Source organism: Brachybacterium sp. AOP42-C2-15 (assembly GCF_052377065.1).
In the GTDB taxonomy this organism is placed as follows: domain Bacteria; phylum Actinomycetota; class Actinomycetes; order Actinomycetales; family Dermabacteraceae; genus Brachybacterium.
Genome location: NZ_JBQSWK010000008.1, coordinates 67,736 through 93,526, shown reverse-complemented (window position 1 = coordinate 93,526; position 25,791 = coordinate 67,736). Strand labels below are relative to the sequence as shown.

General features: G+C 70.8%; 20 protein-coding genes and 1 tRNA gene. 3 read left to right on the top strand and 18 right to left on the bottom strand.

Translation table 11 applies throughout. The features are described from left to right. Positions 1 to 151: 151 nt before the first annotated feature. The 6 genes from ACT3SQ_RS06515 to ACT3SQ_RS06490 are packed head-to-tail and all read right to left on the bottom strand — an operon-like array spanning position 152 to position 7,138. The gene (locus ACT3SQ_RS06515; protein WP_441443119.1) at positions 152 to 739 is read right to left on the bottom strand and encodes a cation:proton antiporter; all 588 of its coding nucleotides are present in this window, start codon (positions 737 to 739) and stop codon (positions 152 to 154) included. Then, positions 736 to 1,395 (bottom strand): monovalent cation/H+ antiporter complex subunit F, encoded by a 660-nt coding sequence (locus ACT3SQ_RS06510; RefSeq protein ID WP_441443120.1) that lies wholly within the window; start codon positions 1,393 to 1,395, stop codon positions 736 to 738. Before ACT3SQ_RS06510 ends, ACT3SQ_RS06515 begins: the two co-directional genes overlap by 4 nt. Beyond that, on the bottom strand, positions 1,392 to 1,931 hold the full coding sequence (locus ACT3SQ_RS06505) for a Na+/H+ antiporter subunit E (RefSeq protein WP_441443121.1): 540 nt from the start codon (positions 1,929 to 1,931) through the stop codon (positions 1,392 to 1,394). The genes ACT3SQ_RS06510 and ACT3SQ_RS06505 overlap by 4 nt, the downstream gene beginning before the upstream one ends. Next, entirely contained in the window at positions 1,928 to 3,508 is a 1,581-nt protein-coding gene (locus ACT3SQ_RS06500) for a Na+/H+ antiporter subunit D (RefSeq protein WP_441443122.1), read from the bottom strand. Before ACT3SQ_RS06500 ends, ACT3SQ_RS06505 begins: the two co-directional genes overlap by 4 nt. Next, complete coding sequence (locus tag ACT3SQ_RS06495) at positions 3,505 to 4,224, bottom strand: Na(+)/H(+) antiporter subunit C (RefSeq protein ID WP_441443123.1); 720 nt, start codon at positions 4,222 to 4,224, stop codon at positions 3,505 to 3,507. Before ACT3SQ_RS06495 ends, ACT3SQ_RS06500 begins: the two co-directional genes overlap by 4 nt. After that, entirely contained in the window at positions 4,214 to 7,138 is a 2,925-nt protein-coding gene (locus ACT3SQ_RS06490) for a Na+/H+ antiporter subunit A (protein ID WP_444600973.1), read from the bottom strand. The genes ACT3SQ_RS06495 and ACT3SQ_RS06490 overlap by 11 nt, the downstream gene beginning before the upstream one ends. A gap of 150 nt (positions 7,139 to 7,288) precedes the next feature. On the opposite strand from ACT3SQ_RS06490, the gene ACT3SQ_RS06485 reads away from it, so the two are divergent. Continuing rightward, entirely contained in the window at positions 7,289 to 8,641 is a 1,353-nt protein-coding gene (locus ACT3SQ_RS06485) for an MFS transporter (protein ID WP_444600968.1), read from the top strand. A gap of 40 nt (positions 8,642 to 8,681) precedes the next feature. Here ACT3SQ_RS06485 and ACT3SQ_RS06480 read toward each other — a convergent pair whose 3' ends face one another. Then, positions 8,682 to 9,512, bottom strand: coding sequence for a hypothetical protein (locus ACT3SQ_RS06480; RefSeq protein WP_444600967.1), 831 nt, complete (start codon positions 9,510 to 9,512; stop codon positions 8,682 to 8,684). Next, positions 9,509 to 10,162 (bottom strand): dCTP deaminase, encoded by a 654-nt coding sequence (gene dcd, locus ACT3SQ_RS06475; RefSeq protein WP_444600966.1) that lies wholly within the window; start codon positions 10,160 to 10,162, stop codon positions 9,509 to 9,511. The genes ACT3SQ_RS06480 and dcd overlap by 4 nt, the downstream gene beginning before the upstream one ends. Before the next feature lie 231 nt (positions 10,163 to 10,393). Here dcd and ACT3SQ_RS06470 point away from each other — a divergent pair. Then, a tRNA-Gly gene (locus ACT3SQ_RS06470) sits at positions 10,394 to 10,464 on the top strand. 95 nt (positions 10,465 to 10,559) lie between these two features. On the opposite strand, the gene ACT3SQ_RS06465 is transcribed toward ACT3SQ_RS06470, so the two are convergent. After that, entirely contained in the window at positions 10,560 to 11,498 is a 939-nt protein-coding gene (locus ACT3SQ_RS06465; RefSeq protein ID WP_444600965.1) for an alpha/beta fold hydrolase, read from the bottom strand. A gap of 237 nt (positions 11,499 to 11,735) precedes the next feature. Between ACT3SQ_RS06465 and ACT3SQ_RS06460 the strand changes: the two genes are divergently transcribed. Then, entirely contained in the window at positions 11,736 to 12,311 is a 576-nt protein-coding gene (locus ACT3SQ_RS06460; protein WP_441443137.1) for a TetR/AcrR family transcriptional regulator, read from the top strand. 164 nt (positions 12,312 to 12,475) lie between these two features. On the opposite strand, the gene ACT3SQ_RS06455 is transcribed toward ACT3SQ_RS06460, so the two are convergent. From ACT3SQ_RS06455 to ACT3SQ_RS06415, 9 genes are all read right to left on the bottom strand, one after another. Continuing rightward, on the bottom strand, positions 12,476 to 14,974 hold the full coding sequence (locus ACT3SQ_RS06455) for a pyrophosphatase (protein WP_444600964.1): 2,499 nt from the start codon (positions 14,972 to 14,974) through the stop codon (positions 12,476 to 12,478). A gap of 108 nt (positions 14,975 to 15,082) precedes the next feature. After that, entirely contained in the window at positions 15,083 to 17,134 is a 2,052-nt protein-coding gene (locus ACT3SQ_RS06450; protein ID WP_444600963.1) for a thioredoxin-like domain-containing protein, read from the bottom strand. A gap of 157 nt (positions 17,135 to 17,291) precedes the next feature. Then, positions 17,292 to 17,975, bottom strand: coding sequence for an HAD family hydrolase (locus ACT3SQ_RS06445; RefSeq protein WP_442332775.1), 684 nt, complete (start codon positions 17,973 to 17,975; stop codon positions 17,292 to 17,294). After that, positions 17,972 to 18,676 carry an HAD family hydrolase gene (locus ACT3SQ_RS06440; RefSeq protein WP_444600962.1) on the bottom strand — a complete coding sequence of 235 codons (705 nt, stop codon included), beginning with the start codon at positions 18,674 to 18,676 and terminating at the stop codon, positions 17,972 to 17,974. The genes ACT3SQ_RS06445 and ACT3SQ_RS06440 overlap by 4 nt, the downstream gene beginning before the upstream one ends. A 78-nt stretch (positions 18,677 to 18,754) precedes the next feature. Further along, positions 18,755 to 20,044 carry an O-acetylhomoserine aminocarboxypropyltransferase/cysteine synthase family protein gene (locus ACT3SQ_RS06435; protein ID WP_444600961.1) on the bottom strand — a complete coding sequence of 430 codons (1,290 nt, stop codon included), beginning with the start codon at positions 20,042 to 20,044 and terminating at the stop codon, positions 18,755 to 18,757. Positions 20,045 to 20,147: 103 nt separating this feature from the next. Next, complete coding sequence (locus ACT3SQ_RS06430) at positions 20,148 to 21,833, bottom strand: ABC-F family ATP-binding cassette domain-containing protein (RefSeq protein WP_444600960.1); 1,686 nt, start codon at positions 21,831 to 21,833, stop codon at positions 20,148 to 20,150. A gap of 216 nt (positions 21,834 to 22,049) precedes the next feature. After that, entirely contained in the window at positions 22,050 to 22,982 is a 933-nt protein-coding gene (locus tag ACT3SQ_RS06425; protein ID WP_444600959.1) for an ABC transporter ATP-binding protein, read from the bottom strand. Positions 22,983 to 22,990: 8 nt separating this feature from the next. Then, positions 22,991 to 24,754, bottom strand: coding sequence for a dipeptide/oligopeptide/nickel ABC transporter permease/ATP-binding protein (locus ACT3SQ_RS06420; protein WP_444600958.1), 1,764 nt, complete (start codon positions 24,752 to 24,754; stop codon positions 22,991 to 22,993). A gap of 15 nt (positions 24,755 to 24,769) precedes the next feature. Beyond that, entirely contained in the window at positions 24,770 to 25,747 is a 978-nt protein-coding gene (locus ACT3SQ_RS06415) for an ABC transporter permease (RefSeq protein ID WP_444600957.1), read from the bottom strand. Between the last annotated feature and the right edge of the window lie 44 nt (positions 25,748 to 25,791).

Genomic DNA, 25,791 nt, shown 5'->3' with positions numbered 1-25,791 from the left:
CCGGTGCGAGCCGGGCGGCCCGGCGGAGCGAAGGGCGCGGCGGGGCGGGCGGGCCGGCCCGGCGGAGCGAAAGGCGCGGCGGGCCGACGAGCCGGGGTGTCGGCCCGTCACCGGTGGTCGCGGCGGGCCGACGAGCCGGGGTGTCGGCCCGTCACCGGTGGTCGCGCTCGGCGACCTCCTCGGCCTCGAGCTCGGTCTCGTCGTCGAGGTCGATATCGATGATGTCCTCGTCCTCGACGTCGTCCGCGCGTTCCTCCGGGTCCACCCAGTTGGGATCCGTGAGCGGTTCGACGGTCTCGGTGAGCACGTTCTCGGGGAAGCGATCCACGTCGCCGTCGGCCATCCCCCGGTGATCGTCCCCCTCTTCGTCGATGAAGCCGTCCTCGTCATCGTCATCATCATCGGTATCTGCCAGCCGGGGGCTGAGCTCGTCGATCGCGTAGTCGCCGCCGCGCACGAAGCCGCGGCGGAAGGCGGCACGGCCCACCATGACGCTCGAGACCGGCACGGTCAGCATCTGGGCGAGCAGCACCACCAGCAGGAAGGCTGCCAGGGACCAGGAGCCCGAGAACAGCGCCGCCCCGCTGAACACCAGGATCAGCCCCAGCACCTGGGGCTTGGAGGCTGCATGGATGCGCATCAGCACGCCGTCGAAGCGGTTGAGCCCGATCGCGGAGACCACGCCCAGCAGCACGCCGCCGGCGATCAGCACAGCGGCGATGATCTCGATCGTCGTCATCGGGGCTCCTCCGTCGTTCCGGGATCACGGACGCCGCGGCGCTCGTCCTCGAAGCCGCGCCAGCCCGGCTGGGCACCGAACCCGTGCTCGTCCCCGTCCTCGAACGGCTCCGGCTGCTGCGGGGCGTCGCGCCCCTCCCCCGGCCGGCCTGTCTCCTCGAGAGCCTCCCCCGGCTGGAGCGGATCCTCCAGCGGGTCCTCGGCGGTCAGCGGGTCCTGGGACTCGGCGTCGACGAAGGTGTTGCCCGGCGTGCTGCCCGGTGTGCTGTCCGATGCGCCCCCCGGCGCCTGGTCCCAGGCCTCCGAGCTGGAGGGGTCGGGGTGGATCGCCTCATGGGGGCCGGTGTCCGTGCGCGGCTCGCGGGAGTGGCGGGTCCGGCGGCCCTGCATCGGGTCCTCGCGGGCCACGAAGCGGGCGAAGGTGACGGTGCCGATGAAGGCCAGGCCGGTGAGTCCCAGCAGTGCCGGCCCCGCCCAGGCCGCCTGGGCGTGCGCGGCGTAGAGGGCCATGCCCATCACCACCAGCGTGACCAGGGAGTCGCTGGAGATCGCACGATCCAGGATCGTCGGGCCCACCACCATCCGGTACACCACGCCCAGCGCAGCGGCCGCGAGGATGGCGGCATAGATGACCAGCAGGATCTCGAAGGTGCTCATCGCAGACCCGCCTCCTCGAGGACCTCGCGGCGGCCGACGGCCCACAGCAGCCGCTCCTCCTGGGCACGGACCTGTGCCCGCGCCTTCTCGACCTCCTCGGGAGTCCCGGTGTTGAAGGTGTGCAGGAACAGCATCCCGGTGGCGCGCTGCGCCTCGACCACGACAGAGCCGGGGATCAGGGTGCACAGCACGCCCGTGAAGGTCAGGAAGAAGTCCGAGCGCGACGCCATCCGCACAGCGATCACCGAGCTCGGCGGCTGCGGGCCCGGGCGCAGCGAGTAGTAGCCGACCTGGATGGCGGAGACCACCACATCGGCCAGGAAGCGGGCCGCGAAGAGGAGGAAGCGCACCGGGCGCAGGGTCAGCTCGTGGCCCGTCGGCGGCATCGGGAACAGCACGAAGACGAGGACGGCGACCGCGATGCCGCCCAGCACGTTCTTGAGGTCCACACCACCCCACAGCAGGCACCACAGCGCCACCGAGACCAGCGCCCAGATCCATGAATGCCGAAGGTCCCTGAAACGTCGGGAGATCATTCGTCCACCTCCTGCCCGTTGCCGTCGAGGCGGTGCCCGGCGTCATCGATCCGGTACTGCAGCTCGCCGGCGGCCTCGTCGCCGAGCACGGCGCCCACATACGGGGTGCGCTCGAGGATGGAGCTCGCCGCATTGTCGGCGTAGGTCATGATCGGGCCGGCGAGCACCGTGAGCACGAGCGAGAAGGCGATCATCGCGGCGGTCGCCCCGCCCATCACCTTGGGCAGCGGGACGTCACGGGCGATGATCTCGGCGCTGGGCTCCTGCCAGAAGGCGCGGTTCCAGATCTTGGCGATCGCATACAGCGTGAGCAGGCTGGTCAGGACGCTGATGACGATGAGGATCCAGCCCGCGGTGCGGTCGTACTGGATGCCCGCCTCGATCAGCCCCACCTTGCCGATGAAGCCGGAGAAGGGCGGGATGCCGGCGAGGTTCATGGCGGGGATGAAGAAGAGCACCGCGATCACGGGGGCCAGCTTCTGCAGCCCGCCGAGCTTGATCAGGTTGGTGGTCCCGCCGCGGTGCTCGATCAGGCCCGCCGCGAGGAACAGCGTGGACTGCACGGTGATGTGGTGGGCGACGTAGAAGATGGTCGCGCCCATGCCCAGCTGCGTGCTCATCCCGATGCCGAACAGCATGTAACCCATATGGGAGACCAGCGTGAAGGACAGCACTCGCTTGAGGTCCGTCTGCGCGACGGCACCGAAGATGCCGATCAACAGGCTCAGCGCCGCCGCGGCCAGCAGCAGGTTCTGGATCTGCGAGGCCGGGAAGAGCAGGGTCTCCAGGCGCAGGATCGCGTAGATGCCGACCTTCGTCAGCAGGCCCGCGAATACGGCGGTGACCGGGGCGGGGGCGGTCGGGTAGGAGTCCGGCAGCCAGGCGCTGAGCGGGAAGATCGCGGCCTTGATCCCGAAGGCCACCAGCAGCATCAGCTCCAGGACCATCCGGATGCCGGGGTCCAGGCCATCCAGCCGGACCGCGAGCTCTGCCAGGTTCACGGTGCCGGTCGCGGAGTACACGGCGGCGATCGCGGCCAGGAAGATCACCGAGCTCAGCAGCGAGACGATCACATAGGTGGTGGCTGCGCGCACACGGCTGGCGGAGCCGCCGAGGGTGAGCAGCACGTAGCTCGCCGCGAGCAGCACCTCGAAGCCGACGTAGAGGTTGAACAGGTCGCCGGCGAGGAAGGCCATCGACACCCCGGCCACCAGGGCGAGGTAGGTGGGATGGTAGATCGCCACCGGGGTCCGCTCGGTGTTCTCGCTGACTGTCTGCGCGCTCGAGTACACCAGCACCGCGAGGGTGACGAAGCTGGAGACCAGCAGCATCAGCGCGGTGAGACGGTCCGCGACCAGCACGATCCCCAGCTGCGGGGTCCAGTTGCCGATCTGCAGGACCAGCACGCCCTCCTGCGAGACGTAGTAGCCCAGCACCATGGAGACGGTGAAGATCGCGGCCAGGGTGAGGATCGCGACCCAGAGCTGGATCCGGGTGTAGTGGCGCAGCAGCAGCGTGAACGCGGCACCGGCCAGCGGAAGCATCACCGGCAGCGCGAGGAGCAGTTCGATGCTCATCCCTCACCCCGCCCATCTGTGTGCTCTCGGTCGGTATCGGTGGCGGGGCCCGCGCCGGGCACGCTGCCCATGTCCTGGGACGCCTGGTCTGCAGCGGAGTGCCCTGCGCGCGGCGGGTCCTCGGGCCGCTTCCCTCCCTTGTCGGCACGGCGACGGCCGGGCCGTGGGGGCGGCGGCGCACCTCCCTCGTCGGCCTCGGTGGCGTCCTGCGGGACGTCCTCGGCACTGGTGAGGTCCGAGCCCAGCGGATCGTCGTCCTCTGCGGCGAGCAGTCCCTGGGACTGTGCCAGGGCACCGCGGCGGGACTCCTCCGAGAGCGCCTGGGACCAGGGCAGGTGGTCGGTCTCCTCGGGGCGGCGCCTCCGCCGACGCAGCACCCGTCGGTCCTCGACGTCGTCGGGGACCTCGTCGTGGCCGAAGAGCTGCCAGGCCCGGTAGGCCAGGGCCATGCCGAAGGCGGTGATGCCCAGCGAGATCACGATCGCGGTGAGCACCATCGCGAAGGGGAGCGGATCGGTCATCTCCGCAGGATCGCCGGTGCCCTCGAAGGGTGGCAGCCCGGGCTTCCCGGCGGCGATGATGAACAGCACGTTCACGCCGTTGCCCAGCAGCACGAAGCCCAGGATGATCCGCGAGAGGGTGCGCTCGAGCATGAGGTAGACGCCGCAGGTGATGAGCACCCCGGCGATCAGGAGCAGCGAGAGACTAACGGGCATCGATCTCCGCCTCCTGCTGCTGGTCGATCTGCGATCCGAGCGACCGCAGGAAGTCGAGCATCACGCCGACGATCACCAGGTAGACGCCGACGTCGAAGATCAGGGCGCTGGGGAAGTGCAGCTCCCCCAGCAGCGGCACCTGCACCACCGGGGTCGCGCTGGCGAAGACGGTGCCTCCGAAGAGCACCGGGAGCACGCCCGCCAGGACCGCGATCGCCATCCCGGCGCCGAGCACGAGACCCGCCTGCACCGGCGCGGCCTCGCTCAGCTCGTAGCGGCCGCCCGCGATATAGCGCAGTGCCAGGGCGAGACCTGCCACCAGCCCGCCCGCGAAGCCGCCGCCGGGCAGGTTGTGCCCTGCCATCAGCAGGTACACCGAGAACATCATCATCATCGGGAAGGCGAGGCGTGTGATGACCTCGAGCATGACCATGCGCCTCTCGGGGGCCAGGGTCAGTCCCGCGGAGAGCCAGGTCCGCCAGCGGTTGCCCTCGGAGACGTCATCCGGGCGGGCGTCGAAGTCCAGGGCATTCTGGGGCAGCTCGGAATCCATCCGTCGGGGCCAGATGGAGGTCTTGGACTCCAGGTCGCGCACCCGGGAGATGGGGCGTTCGCGACGGGTGACGAAGATCAGCGAGGCCACCCCGGTCGCCACCACCAGCAGCACGGAGATCTCGCCCATCGTGTCCCAGACGCGGGCATCGACCAGGGTCACGTTGACCACGTTGTGGCCGCCGCCGATGGTGTACGCCGGCTCGATCAGGCCCGGGCCGAGCGCCTCGCGGTAGCGGGCATCGGCGGCATACAGGGTGCCGCCGCACAGCACCACCGCGGTCGCGATCGCGATCCCCCAGCGTCCCCAGGCACCGATCCGCAGGGGTCGGCGGGAGAAGTGGATCGGCAGGCGACGCAGCACCAGCACCAGCACCACGGTCATCGCGGTCTCGACCAGCACCTGGGTGGTGGCGACGTCCGGTGCGCCGGCGACCAGGAAGAGCAGGGCGACGCTGTAGCCCGTGACGGTGATCAGGAAGACGGCTCGCAGTCGGCGACGGGAGCGGGCGGCGCCGAAGGCCGCCAGCGCCGCCACCGGCAGCAGGATCAGCTCGAGAGGATGCTGGAACAGCACCAGGTTGTCCGGCAGCGGGGCCTGGGACACCGCGACCGGCCCCACCAGGGCGATCAGCACCACCAGCATCGTGCCCAGAGTGTAGGGCAGGGACCCTCGCTGGAACAGCGCGGTGGCCGCGATCGACAGCGCATCGGTGCCGCGCAGGATCCGGCGGAAGCCGCGCTCGGCATCGAAGGCCTCCAGCAGGCCGCCGTCGGCCCAGCGCTGCGGGGAGACCCGCTTCTGGAGCTTCGCGAAGGGCTTGGCGAGCAGGGCGAGTCCGATGCCGAGGCCGAGGGTGAGCACGGAGGCCAGCAGCGGGACTCCCAGATGCGGGATCACCACCAGGTGCACTCCCGGGCCGGTCTCCGGCAGCACCGAGGAGGAGGCGCGCAGCACCTCCTCGAGCGGGCCGGTGGCGACGGCGAGCGCCACGGAGAACACGGCCACCAGCGCGGGCGGCAGCCAGTAGAGCACCGGGATCTGCGGCTTCTGGACCCGGGGAGCTCCCGGGGCGGGCCCGAAAGCGCCCCAGACGAATCGCCAGGAGTAGGCGACGGTGAGGATCGATCCGGCGATCAGGGCGAGCAGCAGCAGGCGCTGCCAGCCGCCCGCGTACCAGAGCGCGGAGTAGATCGATTCCTTGGCCACGAATCCGTACAGCGGCGGCACCGCGGCCATCGAGGCGGCGGAGAGGGTGCCGATCACCGCGACGACCGGCGCGACCCTGCCCACTCCGGACAGGACGCGCAGGTCACGGGTGCCGAACTTCTTGTCGATGATGCCGACGACCATGAACAGGGGTGCCTTGAACACCGCGTGCGCGATCAGCATCGCGAGGCCTGCGAGCACGGCATCGTGCGTGGCCAGGCCGGTCACCGCGGCCAGGAATCCCAGCTGCGAGACGGTGCCGTAGGCGAGCAGCAGCTTGATGTCCGTCTGCCGCAGCGCCCGCCAGCCGCCGACCAGCATGGTCGCCGCACCCACGGCGGCCAGGATCATCGTGATCACTTCGAGGTGGGTCAGCGCCGGGGCCATGCGCAGGATCAGGTAGACCCCGGCCTTCACCATCGCCGCAGCATGGAGGTAGGCCGAGACCGGGGTGGGGGCGGCCATCGCGCCGGGGAGCCAGAAATGGGTGGGCAGCAGCGCCGACTTGCTGGTGGCGCCCGCCAGGATCAGCACCATCGCGGCGACGAGATACGGGCCGGCCTGCTCCCACATCGGATCACCGACGATCACCGAGAGCCGCATCGACCCGGCCTGCGAGGCGACCATCAGCAGGCCCACCAGCATCGCGAGCCCACCGGCGGTGGTCGAGATCAGGGCATTCAGTGCAGCACGCCGCGAGGCCTGCTTGTCCTGGTAGTGCCCGATCAGGAGGTAGGAGAAGACGGTGGTGAGCTCCCAGAAGGTGTAGATCACCATCACGTCGTCCGCGAGCACCAGGCCCACCATCGCCCCTGCGAACGCGGTCAGCACCCCGGCGAAGCGCCCCAGCCCGGGTTCGGTGTCCTGGAAGTAGCGCGCGCAGTACAGCAGCACGATCGCGCCGATGCCGGTGGCGATCAGCGCCAGCACCCAGCTCAGCGGATCGAGCCGGAAGGCCAGGTCGATGCCGAAGGCGGGGATCCAGGGGATCGATTCCTCGCGCGGGAGCTCCGCGAGGGCCCGGGGGTCGATCGTGGCGAGCCAGAGGGCTGAGGCCCCCGGCACCACGGCCAGCGGATAGAAGGCGTTCCGGCCGATCCATCGCACCAGGAGGGGTCCCACGAGCGCCGCCACCAGGTGGGCGAGCAGCATCAGGAACACGCGAGTCTCCAACCGGAGCAGGGGGAAGGGGCCGACGACATCTTACGGGAGGCCGCGCCCCCTTTCCTGAATCAGGGGCATCCGACCACACATCTCACGGACTGCGGCACCGACACCCCGGCTGCTCCGTAGAGTGAGCGCATGGCCACCATCTCGGACCCGGAGGCGCACGTGTCCGCTTCCCGCCCCGCGCGCCCGCCCGTCGTCCCCTTCGCGCTGTGGGACGGAGGGATGTCGGCCTTCAGCTCGGTGATCCTCACGTTCGTGTTCGCGACCTATGTCGCCAGCGCCGTGGCCGCCGAGGGTGCCGTGGGCGATGCGGCGATCACGGCCGCGCAGGCTCACGGCTCACAGGTGCTGACCACCTGGCAGTCCATCGGTGCGGTGGCGGTCGCGCTGCTCGCTCCCCTGCTGGGGAACCTCGCCGACCGGGGCGGTGCCCGCAACACCCTGCTGCGCGTCACCACCCTCGCCACCGTCGTGGTGATCGCCCTGATGCCCCTGGTCGCGCTGGACTCCGACTACCTGGTGCTCGGCGCGGCCCTGATCGCGCTGGCCGTGGTGTTCAGCGAGCTCGCCGGGGTGTTCGTGAACTCCGTGCTGCCGGAGATCTCCACCCCTGCCAACCGGGGCCGCATCTCGGGCACGGCCTGGGCGGTGGGCTACTGGGGCTCGATCGTGTGCCTGGCCGTGGTGCTGGTGCTGTTCGTCATGCCCGGGACCGGGCTGCTCGGGATCACCGGCGAGAACGGCTGGAACTACCGGGCGATCCCGCTGTTCGTCGCGCTGTGGATCCTGGTGGGCACGATGCCGCTGATGCTGCGGGCCCCGAAGCACCCCGCCTCCGCCCCCGGCGAGAAGTGGAACCCCTGGCAGGGCTACGCGCACATCGTGCGCCGCGTGATCCGGGCCTTCCGCGAAGAGCCGATCATGCTGCAGTACCTGGTCGCCTCGGCCATCTATCGCGACGGCCTGGGAGCGGTGTTCTCGATCGCCGGAGTGCTGGCAGCGAACGCGTACGGCTTCTCCTTCACGGAGATCATCATCTTCGGCATCGCCGCGAACCTGGTGGCCGGCGTCGGGGTGTTCCTCGGAGGTCGCGTCGATGACCGCGTGGGGCCCCGTCCTGTGATCATCGCCGGGTCCCTCGGGGTCATCGTGCTGGGCCTGGTGGTGCTGTTCTTCAGCTCGAGCCTCGTGTTCTGGATCGCCGGCCTGGCGATCTGCCTGTTCGTCGGCCCCGTGCAGTCCGCGTCGAGGAACCTGCTCACCCGGCTCTCGCAGCCCGGTCGGGAGACGGAGAACTTCGGCCTCTACGCGACCACCGGCCGTGCGCTGGGCTTCCTGGGCACCGCCGCCTTCGCCGCGACGGTCGCGATCTCGGGCGAGACCCGCACCGGGATCTTGGGGATCGTGCTGGTGATGGCCGTGGGGCTGATCGCCTTCGTGCCGATCCGGCTCGGTGCCGCCGGGCGGGCTCCGGCGGCTGACTGAGGACTGGAGGCGTCAATGGCGCAGGCCCGCCCTCCCGCCGTCAGCCGAGATCAGCAGGGTCGACCAGGAACCCCTCGAGGTCCACGACGTAGCCACCGACGCTCTCGATGAGCAGCCCGGCGATCAGTCCGATCCGCCGGTAGGCGTGCTCCCACCGCTCGGCGACCTCGGCCGAGGGGACCTCGACCGCATCCTCTTCCGGGTCTGCGGTGACATGCACCACCTGGTACTCCACGGCGTCGTCGAGCCATTCCAGCGCGGACAGCGCCGCAGGGCGAGAGCTGAGCCCCACCCGCACCGAGATCTCTTCCCCTCCCGGCAGCGAGATCGAAGCGCTGTACCCAGAGCGGGCGATATGTTCGGGAACCTCGTCGAGCGAGATCTCCGACTCGAGCGGGGCGAGCAGCTCGACCAGGGACTCCGGGGCCAGCGCGTGAGCGCTCACCACGCTCAGATCACGGATCTGGAAGGGATGCGGCTCGAGCCGCACACCGCCGTCGGTGACCACCGCGCCGTAGAGACGACGGCCCAGCGACCAGGCGAGGTCCAGCGCCCGCCGCTCGGCGCCGAAGGGCATCCCCTCGGGGAAGGCCCGGTCGTAGCCATGGGAGTCACCCATGCCCTCGGGCAGCGGCACCTCCCGCTCCCGCGGGGTCTCCAGATCCCAGCGTCCCGCACCGCGCGGCGAGCGGTCCGGCACCAGGCGCACCTGGGCCTCGAGCTCGATCGCGCCGTCCAGGTCCTCGCCGGCGGCGGGGAGCACGTTACGGATCATGGTGAGGACGTCACCGGGGTCGGTGTCGCGGGGCAGCTGCAGACGATGCCGGGTGCGGCTCTGCTCAGTGCTCGACGGGGGGACCGAAGCGGTCACTGCTCCTCCTCGACAGGGATCAGGGTGCGATGGAAGTTCTGCGCGGAGCGCGACGGCGTCGGGCCGCGCTGGCCCAGGTAGCGGTTGAGATTCCCGGCGCTGCCATAGGGGCGCTCCGAGGCGCTCGAGAGCTGGAAGAAGCACAGCTGCCCGATCTTCATCCCGGGCCAGAGCGCCACCGGCAGGGTCGCCATGTTCGACAGCTCGAGAGTGATGTGGCCCTGGAAGCCGGGGTCGATGAAGCCCGCCGTGGAATGGGTGAGCAGGCCGAGCCGTCCCAGGGAGCTCTTCCCCTCGAGGCGCGCGGCGACGTCATCCGGCAGCGTGATCTGCTCATAGGTCGAGGCGAGCACGAACTCCCCCGGATGGAGCATGTACGCCTCCTCGGGGTCGACCGCCACCTCACGCGTGAGATCGGCCTGCTCGAGCGCAGGATCGATCATCGCGTGCTTGTGGTTGTCGAAGAGGCGGAAGAAGCGGTCTATCCGCACATCCACGGAGGCGGGTTGGATCATCTCGTCATCGAAGGGGTCCAGGCGTACCCGACCGGCCTCGATCTGGGCCCGAATATCACGATCGCTGAGCAGCACGGCGCCCAGACTAGTCTCCCCGCGTCGAGGAAGGCACAGCATCCCAGCATCACCGCCCATGGCGGGGCTCCACCGGTGGGGCATCGCCGGTGGGGCATCGCCGGCGGGGCTCCACTGGCAGCGCATCACCGGCGGGGGCCTGCCGCCGGTGCGGAGGAAGCGCCCGCGCTCCGCCCGGACAGGACGCGCGGCGCCGGTTGGCGGAGCACTGCCGGGAGAGGGTATGCTGATTCGCGTTCGCTCGAGCAGCCGTGGTCCTCCGGGATGGCAGGCCAGGTCGGACGGCGTTTCGCGGGTGTAGTTCAATGGTAGAACTTCAGCTTCCCAAGCTGATAGCGCGGGTTCGATTCCCGTCACCCGCTCTCGATGATGTCGCAGGACATCCGAAGGGCCCGGCACCATGAGACATGGTGCCGGGCCCTTCGTCATGCCGGGAGATCCCGGGGCCAGGCGGAGCTCAGCGGGCCAGCAGATGCTCCTGGATCCAGCTGATCAGCTGGTCCCGCACCTCGTCACGGATCGGCGGCTCATTGTGGATCTCGTGGCGGTATCCCGGCCACACCCGCACCATCACGTCCTCCACGCCCGCCTCACGCAGCTTCCGGCCGACCTCCTCCGGACCCGCCCCGAAGCCGCCGACGGGGTCATCCTCCCCCGCGAGCACCGCCACCGGCAGGTCCGTGGGGACGCTGGAGTACCAGGCATCGGGGGTCACCTCGCGGTACAGGCCCACGAAGTTCCGCAGGAACCGCAGGGTCATCACCGCCTGGAAGTTGTTCAGCGGGTCGCTGGCGTGGTCGGCCACGACGCCGCGGTCCGCGGCTACCCAGTCCGTGGGTCCCTGGACGTCGTCGTAGCGATCGAGGAAGCCCTCGAACAGGGTGGGGAGGAAGGCGCCCGCGGGGGCGTCGCCTCCGTCCCGTGCGATCGCCGCATCGATCTCTGCGAGCGCCACGGCCTCGAAGGACGGCTGCGCGGCGGCGATCCCTCCGAGGAGGAGGCCCGCGAGCTCCTCGCCGTGCTGCGCGGCATAGCCGCGCGCGATGATTGAGCCCCAGGAGTGCCCGAACAGCACTAGCGGGAGGTCGGGGTGGAGCTCCCGGACCTTCTGAGTCAGGGCCCATTCGTCGGCGATGACGCCGTCGGGATCGGCCGTGCCCGAATCCTGCCAGTGCCCGCTCAGAGCGGCGGTGCGACCATGCCCCATATGGTCATCAGCGGCGACCACGAAGCCCGCGTCCAAGAACGCGGAGATCAGACGCAGATAGCGACGCGAGTGCTCGCCCAGGCCGTGCACGATCTGCACGATCGCCCGCGGCTGCGGCGGGGAGTAGATCCAGGCTTGGATCCGATCCTGACCGGATGTGGACTCGAACTCGAACTCATGCAGGGCCATCGTCACTCCTTCGTGGGGTCTGGGTGCGCACACCCTACTCGCGTGCGTCACTATGCCTCCAGGTCAGCGCCGTACCTTCAAGTCAGCGCCGTCGCCACCTCGTCCTGGGGTCAGGCCTTGCCCGAGCCCGGTGAGCAGGAGCCTCCCGCACGGAGAGCACGGACAGCGCGGAAACCCGCACGTCGGCGCATCGCCGCCCGGGTTATGTCGATCTTCGCGGAAGTGTAAGAATGCGGCATGCCCAAGATCATCGGAGGATCCCTCGAGGAGCATCGCGAGCGCACGCGGGAGAAGATCTTCGCCGCGCTCGCCGAGCTGCTCGAGACGCAGTCGTTCGAGTCGGTCACCTTCTCCCGCATTGCGTCCGCGGCCGGCGTGGGGCGCACGGCGATGTACAACCACTTCCCCGACCGCGAGACCCTCCTGGTCGAGTACGCGATCCATGAGACGACGGACTACATCGCCCAGCTGCGTGCCGGGGTGAGCGATTCCGCCACCCCCCGCGATGCCGCGATCGCCTACGTGCACACCCAGCTGGACCTCAACATCTCCTTCCATGTCCCGCAGACCTCCGGCGGCGCGAGCCTCACCCCGGAGACGGCCGCGCGCATGCGCGACCACGTGGTGCTGATCGAGGACGTGCTGCGCACGATCGTCACCGATGGCGTGGCCGGTGGTGACTTCGCAGCTGATCTCGATGTGGACGCGACCGTGCGCATCATCAACGGTCTACTGGTGGGCTCCTCCGCCAAGCGCTACTCCCGTGAGGCGCTCGAAGGCTTCGTCCTGCGAGGCCTGGGCGTCGAGGCCTGACACCGGCGCCGACGCCGACGCCGCGACGCAGACAACCGAAACGCCCCGTTCGAACCGCAGCTGCGGATCGAACGGGGCGCTTCGCTGTCTGAGGCCGGCGGGGCCGTCTGAGCCCGACTACGCGGTCTGGACCCGGCGGGGCCGTCTGGGCCCTGCGGGGACGGTCAGTCCTCGTCCTCCTCGTCGGACTCCTCTGCGGCCCTCGCCTCGGCGCGGCGCTTCTTGCGCTGGGCGCGGGTCGGCTTCTGAGCAGGCACCGGGACCTGCTCGACGTTCTCATCGTCGGCCCCCCAGTCCATCGCATCCAGACCCCCGTCCGCAGTCTCCTCGGCCCGGGCGAACAGCGGCCGGGAGATCTCTCCCTCACCATCTTCGAGATCCACCTCGGGGGCCGTCGCGGCCACCACCCAGCAGACCAGCACGATGACGAGGGCGAGCACGGCGATGCCCCAGCGCAGGAAGGCGCTGGTGCCGTCGGTGGTCATGCCCACCACGGCGCTGACGGACAGCGCCGCCAGCAGCGAGGTGGTCAGCAGCAGCGGGAGCGCGACGGAGCCGACGGCGGCGCGCAGGATGCCGGTCAGCACCGTGCCGCCCAGGGCGCCGGAGTGGCCCCAGGAGCCGCGACCGCCATAGCGGCCCGAGCCGATCACGGCCGCGGCGTTCTCGAGGGTCGAGGCGGAGCCGAGCAGCCACAGGCCCAGGCCTGTCGCCGTGAGCACCACCCCGATCACCAGTCCGGGCAGAGCCCCCGGTCCCAGACCGAACCCGGCCACGATCGGCATCAGCACGACCAGCACCACGGACGGCACGGCGGCGCGGCGCACCATCTCCGAGAGCTCGACCAGCTCGGCGCGGGCACGGCCCTCGAGCATCGAGGCGCGGGTCTCGACCACGGCATTCGCACCGAGGCGGCGGGCGCCGTCGAGCAGGGAGGCGGTCACCAGCAGCACGGTGATCACGCCGAGCCCCACCCCGCCGAGCACGGTCAGGGAGGTGGGACCGACGGCGTGCAGGGCACGGTCCTCCCAGACGGTCGCGGCGCGGGGTGCGAGCTGCAGGGCGCTGCCCAGCGGGCCCAGCACGGGCAGGGCGGTGAGGGCGCCTGCCAGCAGCAGCGCCGCGCGCGGACCGGTCGCGGCACCGGCACCGGCGTTGGCCAGCCCGGCGTCGATCTCCGGGCCCTCGGTCAGAGTGGACGCCAGGAGGGAGCCCGCATGGGCCGCCACCACGATCAGGGCGCCGATCCCGGAATATGCCAGCAGCGCGAGCGCGAGGGCGGGCACCCCGGCGGAGAGCACGGCGATGACCGTGGTGATCAGGACCAGCAGGGCCACGACTCCGGCCGCGGTGAGCGCGGTCGAGCCGAGCCCGGCGGTGAGGCCGAGCGCCCCGCCGGTGCGGGCGGTGCGGGCGGCGCGCAGCACGGTCCCGCCGAAGCGGTGCCCGGTGCCGCCCAGCAGCGCCACCGTGCCCAGCGCGGTGAGGGCGCCGAGGCCGAGGGCGATCGCGACCACCACGTTGGGGGTGATCGAGTAGAGCGTGAGGGTGTCCAGGAAGGCGCTCGCGTACTGCGACTCATCGGTGCTGGTCAGCCACTGGCCCATGTCAGTCAGCGCGCCCTCGATCTGCGGCTCGAGCTGCTCGCGCGGGGTGGGGGTGCCGCCGGTGATCGCCGGGTCCGTGAAGTTCTCGAGGCCCACGTCCTCGAAGCGGAGGTCCTTGTAGAGGGACGGGATCCACAGCGCAGCGGCGGCGACTGCTCCGGCGGCGCCGAGCACTGCCGGGATCAGCCCGCCCAGACGGAGCGCTCCGCGCTCATGGCCGGTGCTGCCGACGTGGGGCATCACTGCGACGACGGCAGCGGCCAGCAGTGCCGCTCCGAGCCCCAGCAGCACCACGATGAATCCTTCCGCCGCGAAGACGGGGATCCCCAGCAGCACTCCGACCGCGGCGACCGCTGTGGCCACGGCGACCAGATCGGCGCTGAGTCCACCTCCGCGGCGGAACATGCGGGCGCTGCGCAGGTGCGGACCGCCCAGATTCTGCGGGTCTTCCGCGTCCAGCTCGTGCTCGTCGGTTCCCACGAGGAGCCCGGCGGAGGAGGCGGCCGCCTCGATGGGTGCCCCGCAGACCCGGATCGCCAGGGCGGAGATCGCAGCGCCGGCGGCCAGGGCCATCAGCGCCGGTCCGGCGGTCGTCTGCAGGAACCACACGATGATGACGATCGGGATGATCGCGACGGCCAGTGCCCCGGTGACGGCGAGCGCCCCCAGCCGGGAGATCATCGCGGCGCGTCGTTCGGCGGCGATGCCGAGGGCGGCCAGCTGGATGGCGATGCCGCGCCAGGCCGCGAGTGGTCCGAGGGCGACGCCCACCAGCAGCAGCGCGGAGCGCAGGATCCGGTCATCGGTCGTGCCGGGAGCGAGGTACAGCAGCATCGCGACCGGCAGGCCGATCCACAGCATCAGCGAGCCGGCGGAGAGCAGCTGCGCGCCGAGGCGATGGCCGAGTGCGTCGTCGACCTGGTCGCTGTCCTCATCTCGACGCATCCGGCTGGGGACGACGGCCCCCGCGACGAGGGCGGCGAGGGCGAGCACGCCGAGCGCCAGGAGGGTCCAGGCGAGATCGTCGCCCAGGGGGAATTGCGTGATCAGATCCACGGGTGAGCTTCCGACGACGGGGCTCGGCAGGCCGAGCAGGTCAACGCACCGGAGCGGGGCTCCGGCGGACGAGAATAGCGGAGGGCGGCGGCCGGGTCCTGGACCGACTCAGTCCAGCAGCGAGAGATCGAGATGATCCGGTCCGCCTTCGACGACTCGGATCGGGACTCCCCAGTCCTGCTGATGCATGTGGCAGGCCGGGAACTCGACCGCCGGATCTGCATCGCAGGAGGCGGCCCGGGCGCTGACGTGCAGCACTCCCTCGGTGTAGGCGGGATCGAGCTCGAGCGTGCGCTCGAGGGCGGTGTCCACCCCGGCACCTGCGGTGAGCATCGAGGACGGGGTGGTCGAGATGGTCACCTGAGTCGAGGGGCCCAGGGAGTCATCGAGCTTGTGGCCCGGCGGCGGGGTGAACAGCACTCGCACGGTGAGCGGGCCCGGTCCCACCTCGGTGACCGGCCGTTCGGAGCGCTGAGCGCCCTGGTCGATCATCCGTTCGGCAGCCTTCGCCACAGGCACCCAGGTGATGCGGTGGGTGCCGGACTCGACGACGATCAGCTGACCGATGCCGTCCACCGGCGGGCCGACGATCGCGTCCGACGGCTCCTTGAGGTCGGTGGCGACCGTAACCACGTGCGCGGTCCCGCCGCCGTCCCCGGCCCCGTTCCCCCCGGCAGCGGTGCCCCCAGCAGCGGTGCCTGTGCCCGAGGCGCCCGGAAGGTCCGCGATCCCGACCATGCCGCTGAGGGCGGTGATGCCGCCCGTGGTGGCGTGGTCGCCGTCGGCCGACGGCTCCTCGATGATCCGGATCGCGCCGTTGTAGGTGTCGCTGACCGCGATGCGGCCATCGGGCAGTGCCGTCACCCCGAGCGGGTGCTGGAACCGCGCGACGTCCGCGGCGCCGTCCACATGCCCGAAGTCGAACAGCCCGTGCCCCACGAGGGTGCTGACCTGCATCGTGCGCGGGTCCAGGATGCGCACGGCGGAGGTCTCGGAGTCGGCGATCACGATGCGGCCGTCGGGCAGCTCGTCGAGCCCGGAGGGCTGGGCCCACCAGGAGGTCACGGCCGGACCGTCCACCAGGCCCTCCTGGGTGGTGCCGGCGAGCACCATGAGCGCACCGGTGACCGGGTCGAAAGTCCACAGCTGGTGGATGCCGGCCATCGCGATGACCGCCCGGCTCAGCACATGCGACCAGGTCAGGTCCCACGGCGTGGACAGTGAATAGGTGCGTGCATCCCCCTCGCCCCGGGGCAGCGGCTCGCCCTGCATCCACTGCGCACCGGTGCCGGCGACGGTGGTCACCTCGGTCGCGGTGCGCGAGCGCAGCAGGCGGTCCTGGCCGACCTTCACCCCGCGCAGGCGGTGATTCACCGTATCGGCGATCAGCAGGTCATAGCCGACCTCGGCGGCGATCTCGTCAGGGAGCGCGAGGACGCCGTTGGGCTCGGCGAACTGTGCGATCTCGGCGTCACCGTCGGCGTGGCCGCGGGTCCCGGTCCCGATGATCGCGTCGACCGTCGTGCCGTCGTTCTGGAAGACCACCAGCCGGTGCTGGCCGGCATCGGAGACCACCAGGCGCCCGTCCGGCAGGACCGAGAGCTTCGAGGGGAAGCGGAGGGTCTGGGGGGTGCGCTCGGTGAGCACGGTGGGGGCCGGGCCGCGACGCAGCGAGCCGTCGGCCTCTCCCTCGGCGACCAGCTGCTCGACGAGCTGGTCGAGGTTCGCGGCATGCCCCTCACCGGAGAGGTTGCCGGCGATGCGGCCATGGGCGTCCAGCACCATCAGGGTGGGCCAGGCGCGGGCCCCGTAGGCGCTCCAGGTCTCCAGCTCCGGGTCATCGATGACCGGGTGGGTGACCTCGTAGCGCTCGATGTTGGCGGCCAGTGCCTCAGGGTCCTTCTCGAACTCGAACTTCGGCGAGTGCACCCCGATGACCACGAGCTCCTGCTCCCACTTCTCTTCCAGAGGGCGCAGCTCGTCGAGCACATGCAGGCAGTTCACGCAGCAGAAGGTCCAGAAGTCCAGCAGGACGATCTTCCCCCGCAGCGCTTCGAGGTCGAGCTCCGCACCTCCCGTGTTCAGCCAGCCGCGGCCGCGCAGGGCGGAGCCGTGGGCGCGGGCGGTCAGGGGCGCAGAAGGATCGGACGCTGTGCTCATGGGGACCAGTGAACACCGGATCGGCGTCGCAGGTCGAACTCGGGTGACATGCGCGGACATCCGGGCCGCTCTCCCGCGTGCCCGCTCCTGCTGACGACCACGCTGACGATCACGTCGTTCCCACGCCCTGCGAGACGGCCGGAACGGCTCCTTCAGCTCACCAGCTGCGGATCCAGGCCGCGAGGTCGGGGTCGGTCAGCGAGGTCAGCGCCAGATCCGCGGGCGGGGCGTCATAGCCGGGAGCCGGGACCGCGATCAGGCGCAGACCTGCATCGCGCGCGGCCTGCGCCCCGGTCCCCGAGTCCTCGAAGGCGAGTACGTCCGACGGCTCGATGCCGAGGGCACGGGCCGCGGCGGCGTACATGTCCGGAGCGGGCTTGGCGTTCTCGACGGTGTCCGAGGCCTCGAGCACCGCGAACTTCTCGCGCAGCCCGCCGAGGGTCAGCTTGTCCTCCAACGCGGCCAGCCACGAGTTCGAGGCGCAGCCCAGCGGCACCTTCTCCCCCGCCAGGCGCAGGATCTCCTCGGCGCCCGCCATGGTGCGGATCCCGGCGGAGAGCTCACGCTCGAACTCGCGGTGGAGATCCGCGAGGACCTCCTGCTCGTCGTGGCCGGAGCGGCGTGAGATCAGCTCGGCGGCAGCCTCGATGGTGGAGCCGTGCAGCACGTCCTCGTCGCCGGCCTGGAGCTGGGCGTCGTGTGCCGCGACGACCAGGTCCTCGGTGCGCTGCCAGACCGATTCGGTGTCCAGCAGCAGTCCGTCGCAGTCGAAGACGACGGCGCGCGGGGTCCAGTCCCCGAATGCCTCCGCGAAACGGGCCGGGATCGCGGCCCCGGTCATCGCCGCAGCTCCCAGCCGGCGATCCAGCCGCTCAGCACCGGGTCGGCCATGGATGCCAGTCGGCGCGACGCGCGCGGCTCCTGGCCGAGGATCGACGGCACCGCGATCAGCTGCAGGCCGGCCGCCAGCGCGGCCTCCGCACCGGTCTCGGAATCCTCGAAGCCGAGGCAGTCGACGGGGTCGACGCCGAGCGCACGGGCCGCGGCGAGATACATGTCCGGAGCAGGCTTGGGCTCTGCGACGTCGTCGATCGCGATCGAGGTGTCGACGACGTCGGCGATCCCGAGACCGTCGAGCTTGGCGTCGAGCAGATCGCGCGGGGAGTTCGAGGCGACGGCGACCGGGCGCACCGCGGCCATCGCACGCAGCGCCTCGAGCGCACCGGGCAGCGGAGTGAGCCGGTCCCCGACGTGCTCGCGGTGCGCGGAGATCAGCTCCTCGCCGACCAGGAGCGGGTCCTTGTCCACGACGTCCGCGATGGTGAGCACGACCAGCTCGGCGGCGCGGCCCGTGATCGCGCGGCGGGTCTCCGGGTCGAGGGCCGCGCCGTGCCGGGCGAGGTAGTCGTCCTGCAGCGCGACCCACTGGCTCTCGGTGTCCACCAGCAGCCCATCGCAGTCGAAGATCACTCCGCTCGGCGACCAGCGCGGGGGCCACTGGTCCAGCGGGGAGGAAAGAAGTGCAACAGGCTCGAGGGTCATGCCCACCAGGGTATCCACCCTCGCCTGCACGAGCGCTGGCCCGTCTGCGGGCCCCCAGCAGCTGCTCGTGGCTGAGACTCAGGCGCCGGCGGCGGCCAGCCCCTGCTCGATGTCGGCGAGGATGTCGTCGATGTGCTCGATGCCGACGCTGAGGCGCACGAAGCCCGGCTCGATGCCCGCGGCGCGCTGCTCCTCTTCGCTCAGCTGGGAGTGGGTGGTCGAGGCGGGGTGGATCACGAGGCTGCGCACGTCGCCGATGTTCGCTACATGGGAGTGGAGGGTGAGGGCGTCGACGAAGCGCCGGCCGGCCTCGAGCCCGCCGGGCAGGACGAAGCCGAGCACGCTGCCCGCCCCGCGGGGGAGGTACTTGTCCGCGGTCGCCTTGTACGGGGAGGAGTCCAGCGATGCCCAGGTCACCGAGGCCACGCGCTCGTCGGCCTCGAGGTGATCGGCGACCTTGCGGGTGTTCTCCAGGTGGCGCTCCATGCGCAGCGGCAGCGTCTCCAGGCCCTGCCCGATGAGGAAGGCGTTGAACGGGGAGACGGCCGGGCCCAGGTCGCGCAGCAGGTTGGTGCGGGCGCGGGTCGCGAAGGCGGCGGGCAGGCCCGCGAAGACGAGGCCGTTGTAGGACTCATCGGGCTGGTTGAACTGGGGGTACTTCTCGGCGTGGGCGGAAAAGTCGAAGCTGTCGCCGTCCACGATCACGCCGGCGATCGAGGTGCCGTGGCCGCCGAGGAACTTGGTGGCGGAGTGGACGACCACATCGGCTCCGTGCTCGAGCGGGCGCAGCAGGAACGGGGTCGCGACGGTGTTGTCGACGATCAGCGGCACTCCGACCTCGTGGGCGACGTCAGCGATCGCGCGCAGGTCCGGGATGTCCTGCTTGGGGTTCGGGATCGACTCGACGAAGAAGGCCCGCGTGGTCTCGTCGGCCGCGGCGCGCCAGGACTCGGGGTCGGTGGGGTCAGCGACCCACTGCGCGGTGATCCCCAGGCGGCTGAGGGTGTACTTGAAGAGGTTGAAGGAGCCGCCGTAGAGGCTCGGCGAGACGGCGATGGAGTCACCCGATCCGGCGAGGTTCAGGATCGACAGGGTGATGGCGCTCTGTCCGGAGGCGAGCAGCAGGCCGGCCGCGCCGCCCTCGAGCGCGGCGACCCGGTCCTCGACCGCACCCTGGGTGGGGTTGTTGATGCGGGAGTAGATGTGTCCGGGTTCGGCCAGCGCGAAGCGGTCCGCGGCGGACTCGGCCGTCGGGAACACGAAGCTCGTGGTCTGGTGGATCGGCAGTGCCCGCGACCCGGCATCGGAGTCGGGGGTCTGGCCGGCATGGATGGTGAGGGTCTCGAACTTCTGCGTCTGCTCGGTCATGGCGCTGCTCCTCCTGCGATGGGTTATGGCCCTAGCCTGGACCGCCGGGGCGCACCGCGCCGAGGACGATGAACGCGGATGAACAGGTTCCGTTCGGCGGGACTCAGCCAGGCAGCTCGAGCAGCTCACCCTGCCAGCGGCTGCGCAGCCAGCGGTCGTGGGAGGCGATCAGCACGCTGCCGTCCCAGTCCTCGAGCGCGGCCTCGAGCCGGGTCGCGGTGACCAGGGCGAGGTGGTTGGTGGGCTCGTCCAGCACCAGCAGCTCGGGCGGGTCCAGCAGCACGGCGGCGAGCATCACCCGGCGCAGCTGTCCGCGGGAGAGCAGCTCGAGCAGGCGGGGCAGGTCCCGCGCAAGGACGAGGCCGAACAGCTCCGGGACGGTGCCCTCATCCGCCGGGTCCAGGCCTGCGGCCTCGCGCAGATGCCGGCCCACGGTCTGGCCGGGGATCGGGACGTCATCCTGGCCGAGGTGGCCGATGCGCAGGCCGTCGGGGCGGTCCACGGTCCCGGCGGTGGGGTCGAGAACCCCGACGACCAGGTCCAGCAGGGTGGACTTCCCGCTCCCGTTCGCGCCGGTGACCAGCAGGTGCTGACCGGCCGAGAGGCTGAAGGAGGTCGGGGCGAGGCGGCCGGTGAGGGAGGCTCCGCTGACCGCGAGCTGCACAGCGCCGGGGCCTCCACGGGCGGTCGAGGGCGGGAGGTGGGTGAGGTGCAGCTCGGCGGGCGGCTTGCGCACCTGGCTCTCCTCGAGCTGGGCCAGGCGGGCACGGGCCTCCCGCAGCCGCCGCGAGACCACGGTGGCGTTGCGGTCGGAGTAGAACTTCTTGGAGGCGCGGGCCTCGGTGCGCGGTGCGGCGCCGGCATGGCCGACGGTCGCGGAGTCCTTCACCGCCTGTCGCAGCACCGTGAGCTCCTCCTGCTCGGTGCGGAAGCCGTGCTCCCAGCGGTCCCGTGCCTCGAAGCGGGCCAGCAGGTAGTCGCTGAACCCTCCGGTGTACGCGGTGAGCCCGCCGAACTCCGCCGTCACCGGGGTCTCAGCGGGATCGAGGTCGAGCTGGGCGGCGGTGGCGTCGTCGAGGAAGGCGCGGTCGTGGCTGGCGATCAGCACCGGCCCGGGATGGGCGGCGACCGCGGCGGCGAGGAAGGCGGCGCCGGAGTCATCGAGGTGGTTGGTGGGCTCGTCGAGCAGCCAGCTGGTGGGGCGGGCGATGAGCAGGTGGGCGAGGGCGAGACGCTCCCGCTGGCCGCCGCTGATCCGGCCGATCTCGGTGTCAGGGGCGATCTGCCCCAGGCCCAGCCCGTCCATCACCTCTGCGGCGCGATGCTCCGCGTTCCAGACGTCTGCGAGGGTCGCCTCGGCCAGCAGCGCATCGTAGCGCTGGACGGCGTGGGCCGCGGGTTCTCCCCCGTCGGCCCCGAGCGCCTCGCCGGCGGCGATCAGCTCCTGCTCGATCCGGCGTGAGCGCTCGAGAGCATCGGCGAGCACCTCCGCGAGGGTCGCGACGCGAGAGAACGGCAGCTCCTGGTGAAGCATCCCGATCGGGCCGGGCACCGCGAAGGTCCCCGTGTCGGGCAGCAGGCGCCCGGCGAGGACCCGCAGCAGGGTCGACTTCCCGCTGCCGTTCTCACCGAGCAGGCCGGTGGGCCGGCCCGCGGGCACCACGAGGCTCACGTCCGTGAGGACGCGGCGGTCGGGGTACGCGAAGGAGAGCCCGTCGGCCCGCAGGTGCAGGGCGGGATCCGTCGAGGCAGTGACGATCGACGGGGACGAGAGGGGATGCGCGGGCATGGATCAGCTCCTGGGGTCCAGGGGACGGCGGTCGACGGAGCGGATCACAGGCGCATGGCCGTCACGCTACGTCGCCGCGGTGGGGCCGGTCCAGGGAATAACCGACGGGGGCCCGGGGCGCGCACTGCACGCGCTCCGAGCCCTCGTCCTACCGTCACCGCCCCGCAGGCCTGCGCAGCTCCCTCCACCCCGCGGAGTCTGCCCGGCCGTCTCCGCTCAGCGGGCCTGCGCGTCCAGGCGTCGGCGCGGATTCGGTGCCGCGGCGAGCAGCCGCTTCGTGTATTCGTGCTGCGGATCGTCGATCACCTGCGCGCTCGGGCCGGACTCCACCACCTGTCCGTGGAGCATCACCGAGGTCTCGTCCGAGTACTGCCGGGCGGAGCCGAGATCGTGCGTGATGTAGAGGACCGCGAGGTTCTCCCGACGGGTGAGCTCCGCGATCATGTCGAGCACCTCCTTGCGGATGGTGACGTCGAGCATCGAGACGGGCTCGTCGGCCAGCAGCACCTTCGGCTCGGCTGCGAGGGCCCGGGCGAAGGAGACTCGCTGGCGCTCTCCGCCGGAGAGCTCGTGCGGGAAGCGATGCAGGTACCGCTCCGGCGGGGTGAGGTTCACGCGTCGCAGCAGGTCCAGGCTCCGCTCTTCGACCTCGGCCGTTCCCTTGGCGCGGCCGTGGATCCGCAGTGCTCGGCCCAGGGTGTAGGAGATGCGGTGCACGGGGTTCAACGAGGCGAAGGGGTCCTGCAGGGTCATCTGCACCTCCGCGGTGTACTCGCGGAATGCCCGGCCGCGGGCTCCGGCGACGGGCGCCCCGCGCAGCAGGATCTGCCCCTCGGTGAGCGGGAGCAGCTGGGCGAGCAGCCGGCCCACCGTCGACTTCCCGGAACCGGACTGCCCGACCAGTGCGGTCACCTGACCGGTGCGCAGCTCGAGGGAGACATGGTCCACCGCGCGGAAGCGCTCCCGGCTCATCCCGGAGCGTCGGCCACGGAAGTCCTTGACCAGGTCCTTCGCCTCGAGCACCAGCTCGCCAGACCGCGTCGATCCGGGTGTCGCGGGACCGGCGGCGTCGGCCGGCGCAGGGTCGACCGGCACGGAACCGGACGGCGCGGAATCAGACGCTGTCGCGTCGGCCGGAGTGGTGCTCATGGGCTCGTTCACAGCAGTGCCCCCAGATCGGCGAGGGAGGACAGCAGGTCCTCGGTGTAGGGATGGCCGGGATTCGTGTAGACCTCGAGCGCCGGCCCGTACTCGACCAGGCGTCCCAGGCGCATTACCGCGACCGAGTCGGAGACCTCCAGCAGCAGGGAGAGGTCATGGGTGGTGAAGATGATCGCGAAGCCGTACTCGTCGCGCAGCGCCATGATCTGCTCGAGGACCTCGCGCTGGATCAGTAGGTCCAGCGCGGTGGTGGGCTCGTCCATGATGATCACGTCGGGCTCGAGCACGAGGGCGATCGCAATCGCGACCCGCTGCTTCATCCCGCCGGAGAGCTCGTGGGGGAAGGAGGTGATCCTGTCCTCCGGGATCTCGACGCGGCGCAGCATGGTGCGTGCGAGCTCGGCCCGCTCGGCGGCGCCGAGATGGGGCCGGTGGGCCCGCACCACGTCGTCGAACTGCGCCCCGATGCTGGTGACCGGGTTCAGGGCGTTCATCGCGCTCTGGAAGACGATCGCGATCTCGCTCCAGCGCAGCACCCGCAGCTGCTCGTACGGGACGGTGAGCAGGTCCACCTCCCCGCGGCCCTCCGAACGGTGGTAGGTGATGCTCCCGGAGACGACCTCCGCCGGGGAGCGCAGCAACCGGGTGATGGCGTTGGTGAGCGTGGACTTCCCGGAGCCGGACTCGCCGGCCAGGCCCAGCAGCTCGCCACGGTGCAGCGTCAGCGACACCCCGTTCACCGCGCGCACCGGACCGTCCTCGGTGGGGTAGTCCACCACGAGGTCCTCCACCACGATGATCGGTTCGCCGGGGACGTCCACCGGCCGGCGCGAGGGCTCGGCCGCGAGCCGGTCCTCGTCCTGCCTGGGGACGACCTCACCGGTGAGCGGTGCACGGGGCGCGGTGCGCGCACCCCGTCGGGGCCGACGGCGGGGCTTGCCCGTGCGCAGGCGGGGGTTGGCGTGCTCGTCGATCCCGAAGTTGATCAGCGCGAGGCCCGCGCTGATGACCGCAATGGCGAGGCCCGGCGGGACGAACCACCACCAGGCGCCGACCAGCAGCGCCTGCGAGTTCTGGGCGAAGTACAGCATCGATCCCCAGGACACGGTGGTCAGCGAGCCGATGCCGAGGAAGGACAGCCCGGCCTCGGCGAGGATCGCGCCGATGGTCGAGAAGATGAACCCCGAGGCGACGACGGGCAGCGCGTTGGGCATCACCTCGGAGAAGATGATCCGCATCCGGGACTCGCCGGTCGCGCGGGCCGCCTCGACGAATTCGCGGTTGCGCAGGGACATAGTCTGGGCGCGCAGCACGCGGGCGGCGGGGGCCCAGGAGGTGATCGCGATGACGATCGCCACCGAGACGATGCCGCGCGTGGGCAGGTAGCCGGTGAGGACCACCAGCAGCGGTAGCCCCGGGATCACCAGGAACACCGAGGTCAGGATGTACAGCAGGTCATCGACGACGCCGCGGAAGTAGCCCGCGACCAGGCCGATCACCACGGACACGGCCTGCGAGGCGATGCCTGCGACCAGGCCCACCAGCAGGGAGATCCGTGCGCCGTGCACGAACTGCGCGTAGACGTCCTGGCCGGTCTGGGTGGTGCCGAACCAGTGCGCGGCCGAGGGCGGCTGCAGGAGGTCCGCACCCGAGGAGCGTGGACCGTAGCTGGTGAGCATCGGGCCGAACACTGCGATGAGGACGAAGAACAGGACGATCAGCAGACCGACCCGCACCTTGCCCGAGGAGGGGAGGAGCATGGAGCGCAGCATGGTTCAGGCCTCCGAACGGGTGCGGGGATCGAGGAACACGTAGACGATGTCGGCGAGCAGGTTCGCGATGATCACCGTGAGGGAGATGATCAGGAACAGTCCCTGCATCAGTGGGAAGTCCTGGTTCTCGACCGCCTGGAAGAGCGTGTATCCGACACCCGGATAGTTGAAGATGACCTCCGTGAGCATCGATCCGCCGACGACCGCGCCCAGGGACATCGCGAATCCGGTGACCGACGGGAGGATCGAGTTGCGGGCCGCATAGGTGAACAGGACCTGCCTGCGCGGCAGCCCCTTCGCCTCGGCCATCGTCACGTAGTCCTCGCCGAGCACGGAGACGGTCATGTTGCGCATCCCCAGCACCCATCCCGCGAAGGAGCCCAGCACGATCGTGAGCGCCGGGAGGATGGCGTGGTAGGCCGCCGAGCCGAGGAACTCGAGCGAGAGCTCCGGCATCAGCGCCCTGCTGTACGCGCCTGCGACGGGGAACCATCCGAGGTTCACCGAGAGCACCAGCACCAGGATCAGCGCCATCCAGAAGTACGGGACGCCGTTGAAGAAGGTCAGCATCGGCAGCACGTAGTCGCTCTTGCGGCCACGCCACCAGGCGAGGACCACGCCGAGCGAGGTGCCCAGCACGAAGCTGATGATGGTGGTCAGGCCCACCAGACCGATCGTCCACGGCAGCGCCTGCATCACGATGTCCGCGACCGGCACCGGGTGGAAGCCGATCGATAGCCCCAGATCCCCTCGCAGGAGGTTGCCGATGTAGGTGATGTACTGGATCGGCAGCGGGTCATCGGTGATGCCGTAGCTCTCGGCGATGGCGGCCATCGCCTCGGGAGCGATGCGCCCCTCCATCCGTTCCACCAGCAGTGCGACCGGGTCACCGGGCATCAGGCGGGGGATCAGGAAGTTGAGGGTCATCGCGGCCCAGGCGATGAAGGCGTACAGCATCACCTTCCGCAGCAGGTACTTCATGCAAGGTCTCCAGGGCGTGGTCGGGCGGTGCGGGCACACGGGGC

Coding starts and splice junctions, on each gene's coding strand:
- ACT3SQ_RS06440 (WP_444600962.1), bottom strand. CDS start 18,676: ATGACCCTCGAGCCTGTTGCACTTCTTTCCTCCCCGCTGGACCAGTGG.
- ACT3SQ_RS06500 (WP_441443122.1), bottom strand. CDS start 3,508: ATGAGCATCGAACTGCTCCTCGCGCTGCCGGTGATGCTTCCGCTGGCC.
- ACT3SQ_RS06450 (WP_444600963.1), bottom strand. CDS start 17,134: ATGAGCACAGCGTCCGATCCTTCTGCGCCCCTGACCGCCCGCGCCCAC.
- dcd (WP_444600966.1), bottom strand. CDS start 10,162: ATGGGCGGTGATGCTGGGATGCTGTGCCTTCCTCGACGCGGGGAGACT.
- ACT3SQ_RS06490 (WP_444600973.1), bottom strand. CDS start 7,138: ATGCTGCTCGCCCACCTGGTGGCGGCGCTCGTGGGACCCCTCCTGGTG.
- ACT3SQ_RS06505 (WP_441443121.1), bottom strand. CDS start 1,931: ATGATCTCCCGACGTTTCAGGGACCTTCGGCATTCATGGATCTGGGCG.
- ACT3SQ_RS06510 (WP_441443120.1), bottom strand. CDS start 1,395: ATGAGCACCTTCGAGATCCTGCTGGTCATCTATGCCGCCATCCTCGCG.
- ACT3SQ_RS06515 (WP_441443119.1), bottom strand. CDS start 739: ATGACGACGATCGAGATCATCGCCGCTGTGCTGATCGCCGGCGGCGTG.
- ACT3SQ_RS06445 (WP_442332775.1), bottom strand. CDS start 17,975: ATGACCGGGGCCGCGATCCCGGCCCGTTTCGCGGAGGCATTCGGGGAC.
- ACT3SQ_RS06415 (WP_444600957.1), bottom strand. CDS start 25,747: ATGAAGTACCTGCTGCGGAAGGTGATGCTGTACGCCTTCATCGCCTGG.
- ACT3SQ_RS06430 (WP_444600960.1), bottom strand. CDS start 21,833: ATGCCCGCGCATCCCCTCTCGTCCCCGTCGATCGTCACTGCCTCGACG.
- ACT3SQ_RS06435 (WP_444600961.1), bottom strand. CDS start 20,044: ATGACCGAGCAGACGCAGAAGTTCGAGACCCTCACCATCCATGCCGGC.
- ACT3SQ_RS06485 (WP_444600968.1), top strand. CDS start 7,289: ATGGCCACCATCTCGGACCCGGAGGCGCACGTGTCCGCTTCCCGCCCC.
- ACT3SQ_RS06425 (WP_444600959.1), bottom strand. CDS start 22,982: ATGAGCACCACTCCGGCCGACGCGACAGCGTCTGATTCCGCGCCGTCC.
- ACT3SQ_RS06460 (WP_441443137.1), top strand. CDS start 11,736: ATGCCCAAGATCATCGGAGGATCCCTCGAGGAGCATCGCGAGCGCACG.
- ACT3SQ_RS06465 (WP_444600965.1), bottom strand. CDS start 11,498: ATGGCCCTGCATGAGTTCGAGTTCGAGTCCACATCCGGTCAGGATCGG.
- ACT3SQ_RS06495 (WP_441443123.1), bottom strand. CDS start 4,224: ATGCCCGTTAGTCTCTCGCTGCTCCTGATCGCCGGGGTGCTCATCACC.
- ACT3SQ_RS06420 (WP_444600958.1), bottom strand. CDS start 24,754: ATGCTCCTCCCCTCCTCGGGCAAGGTGCGGGTCGGTCTGCTGATCGTC.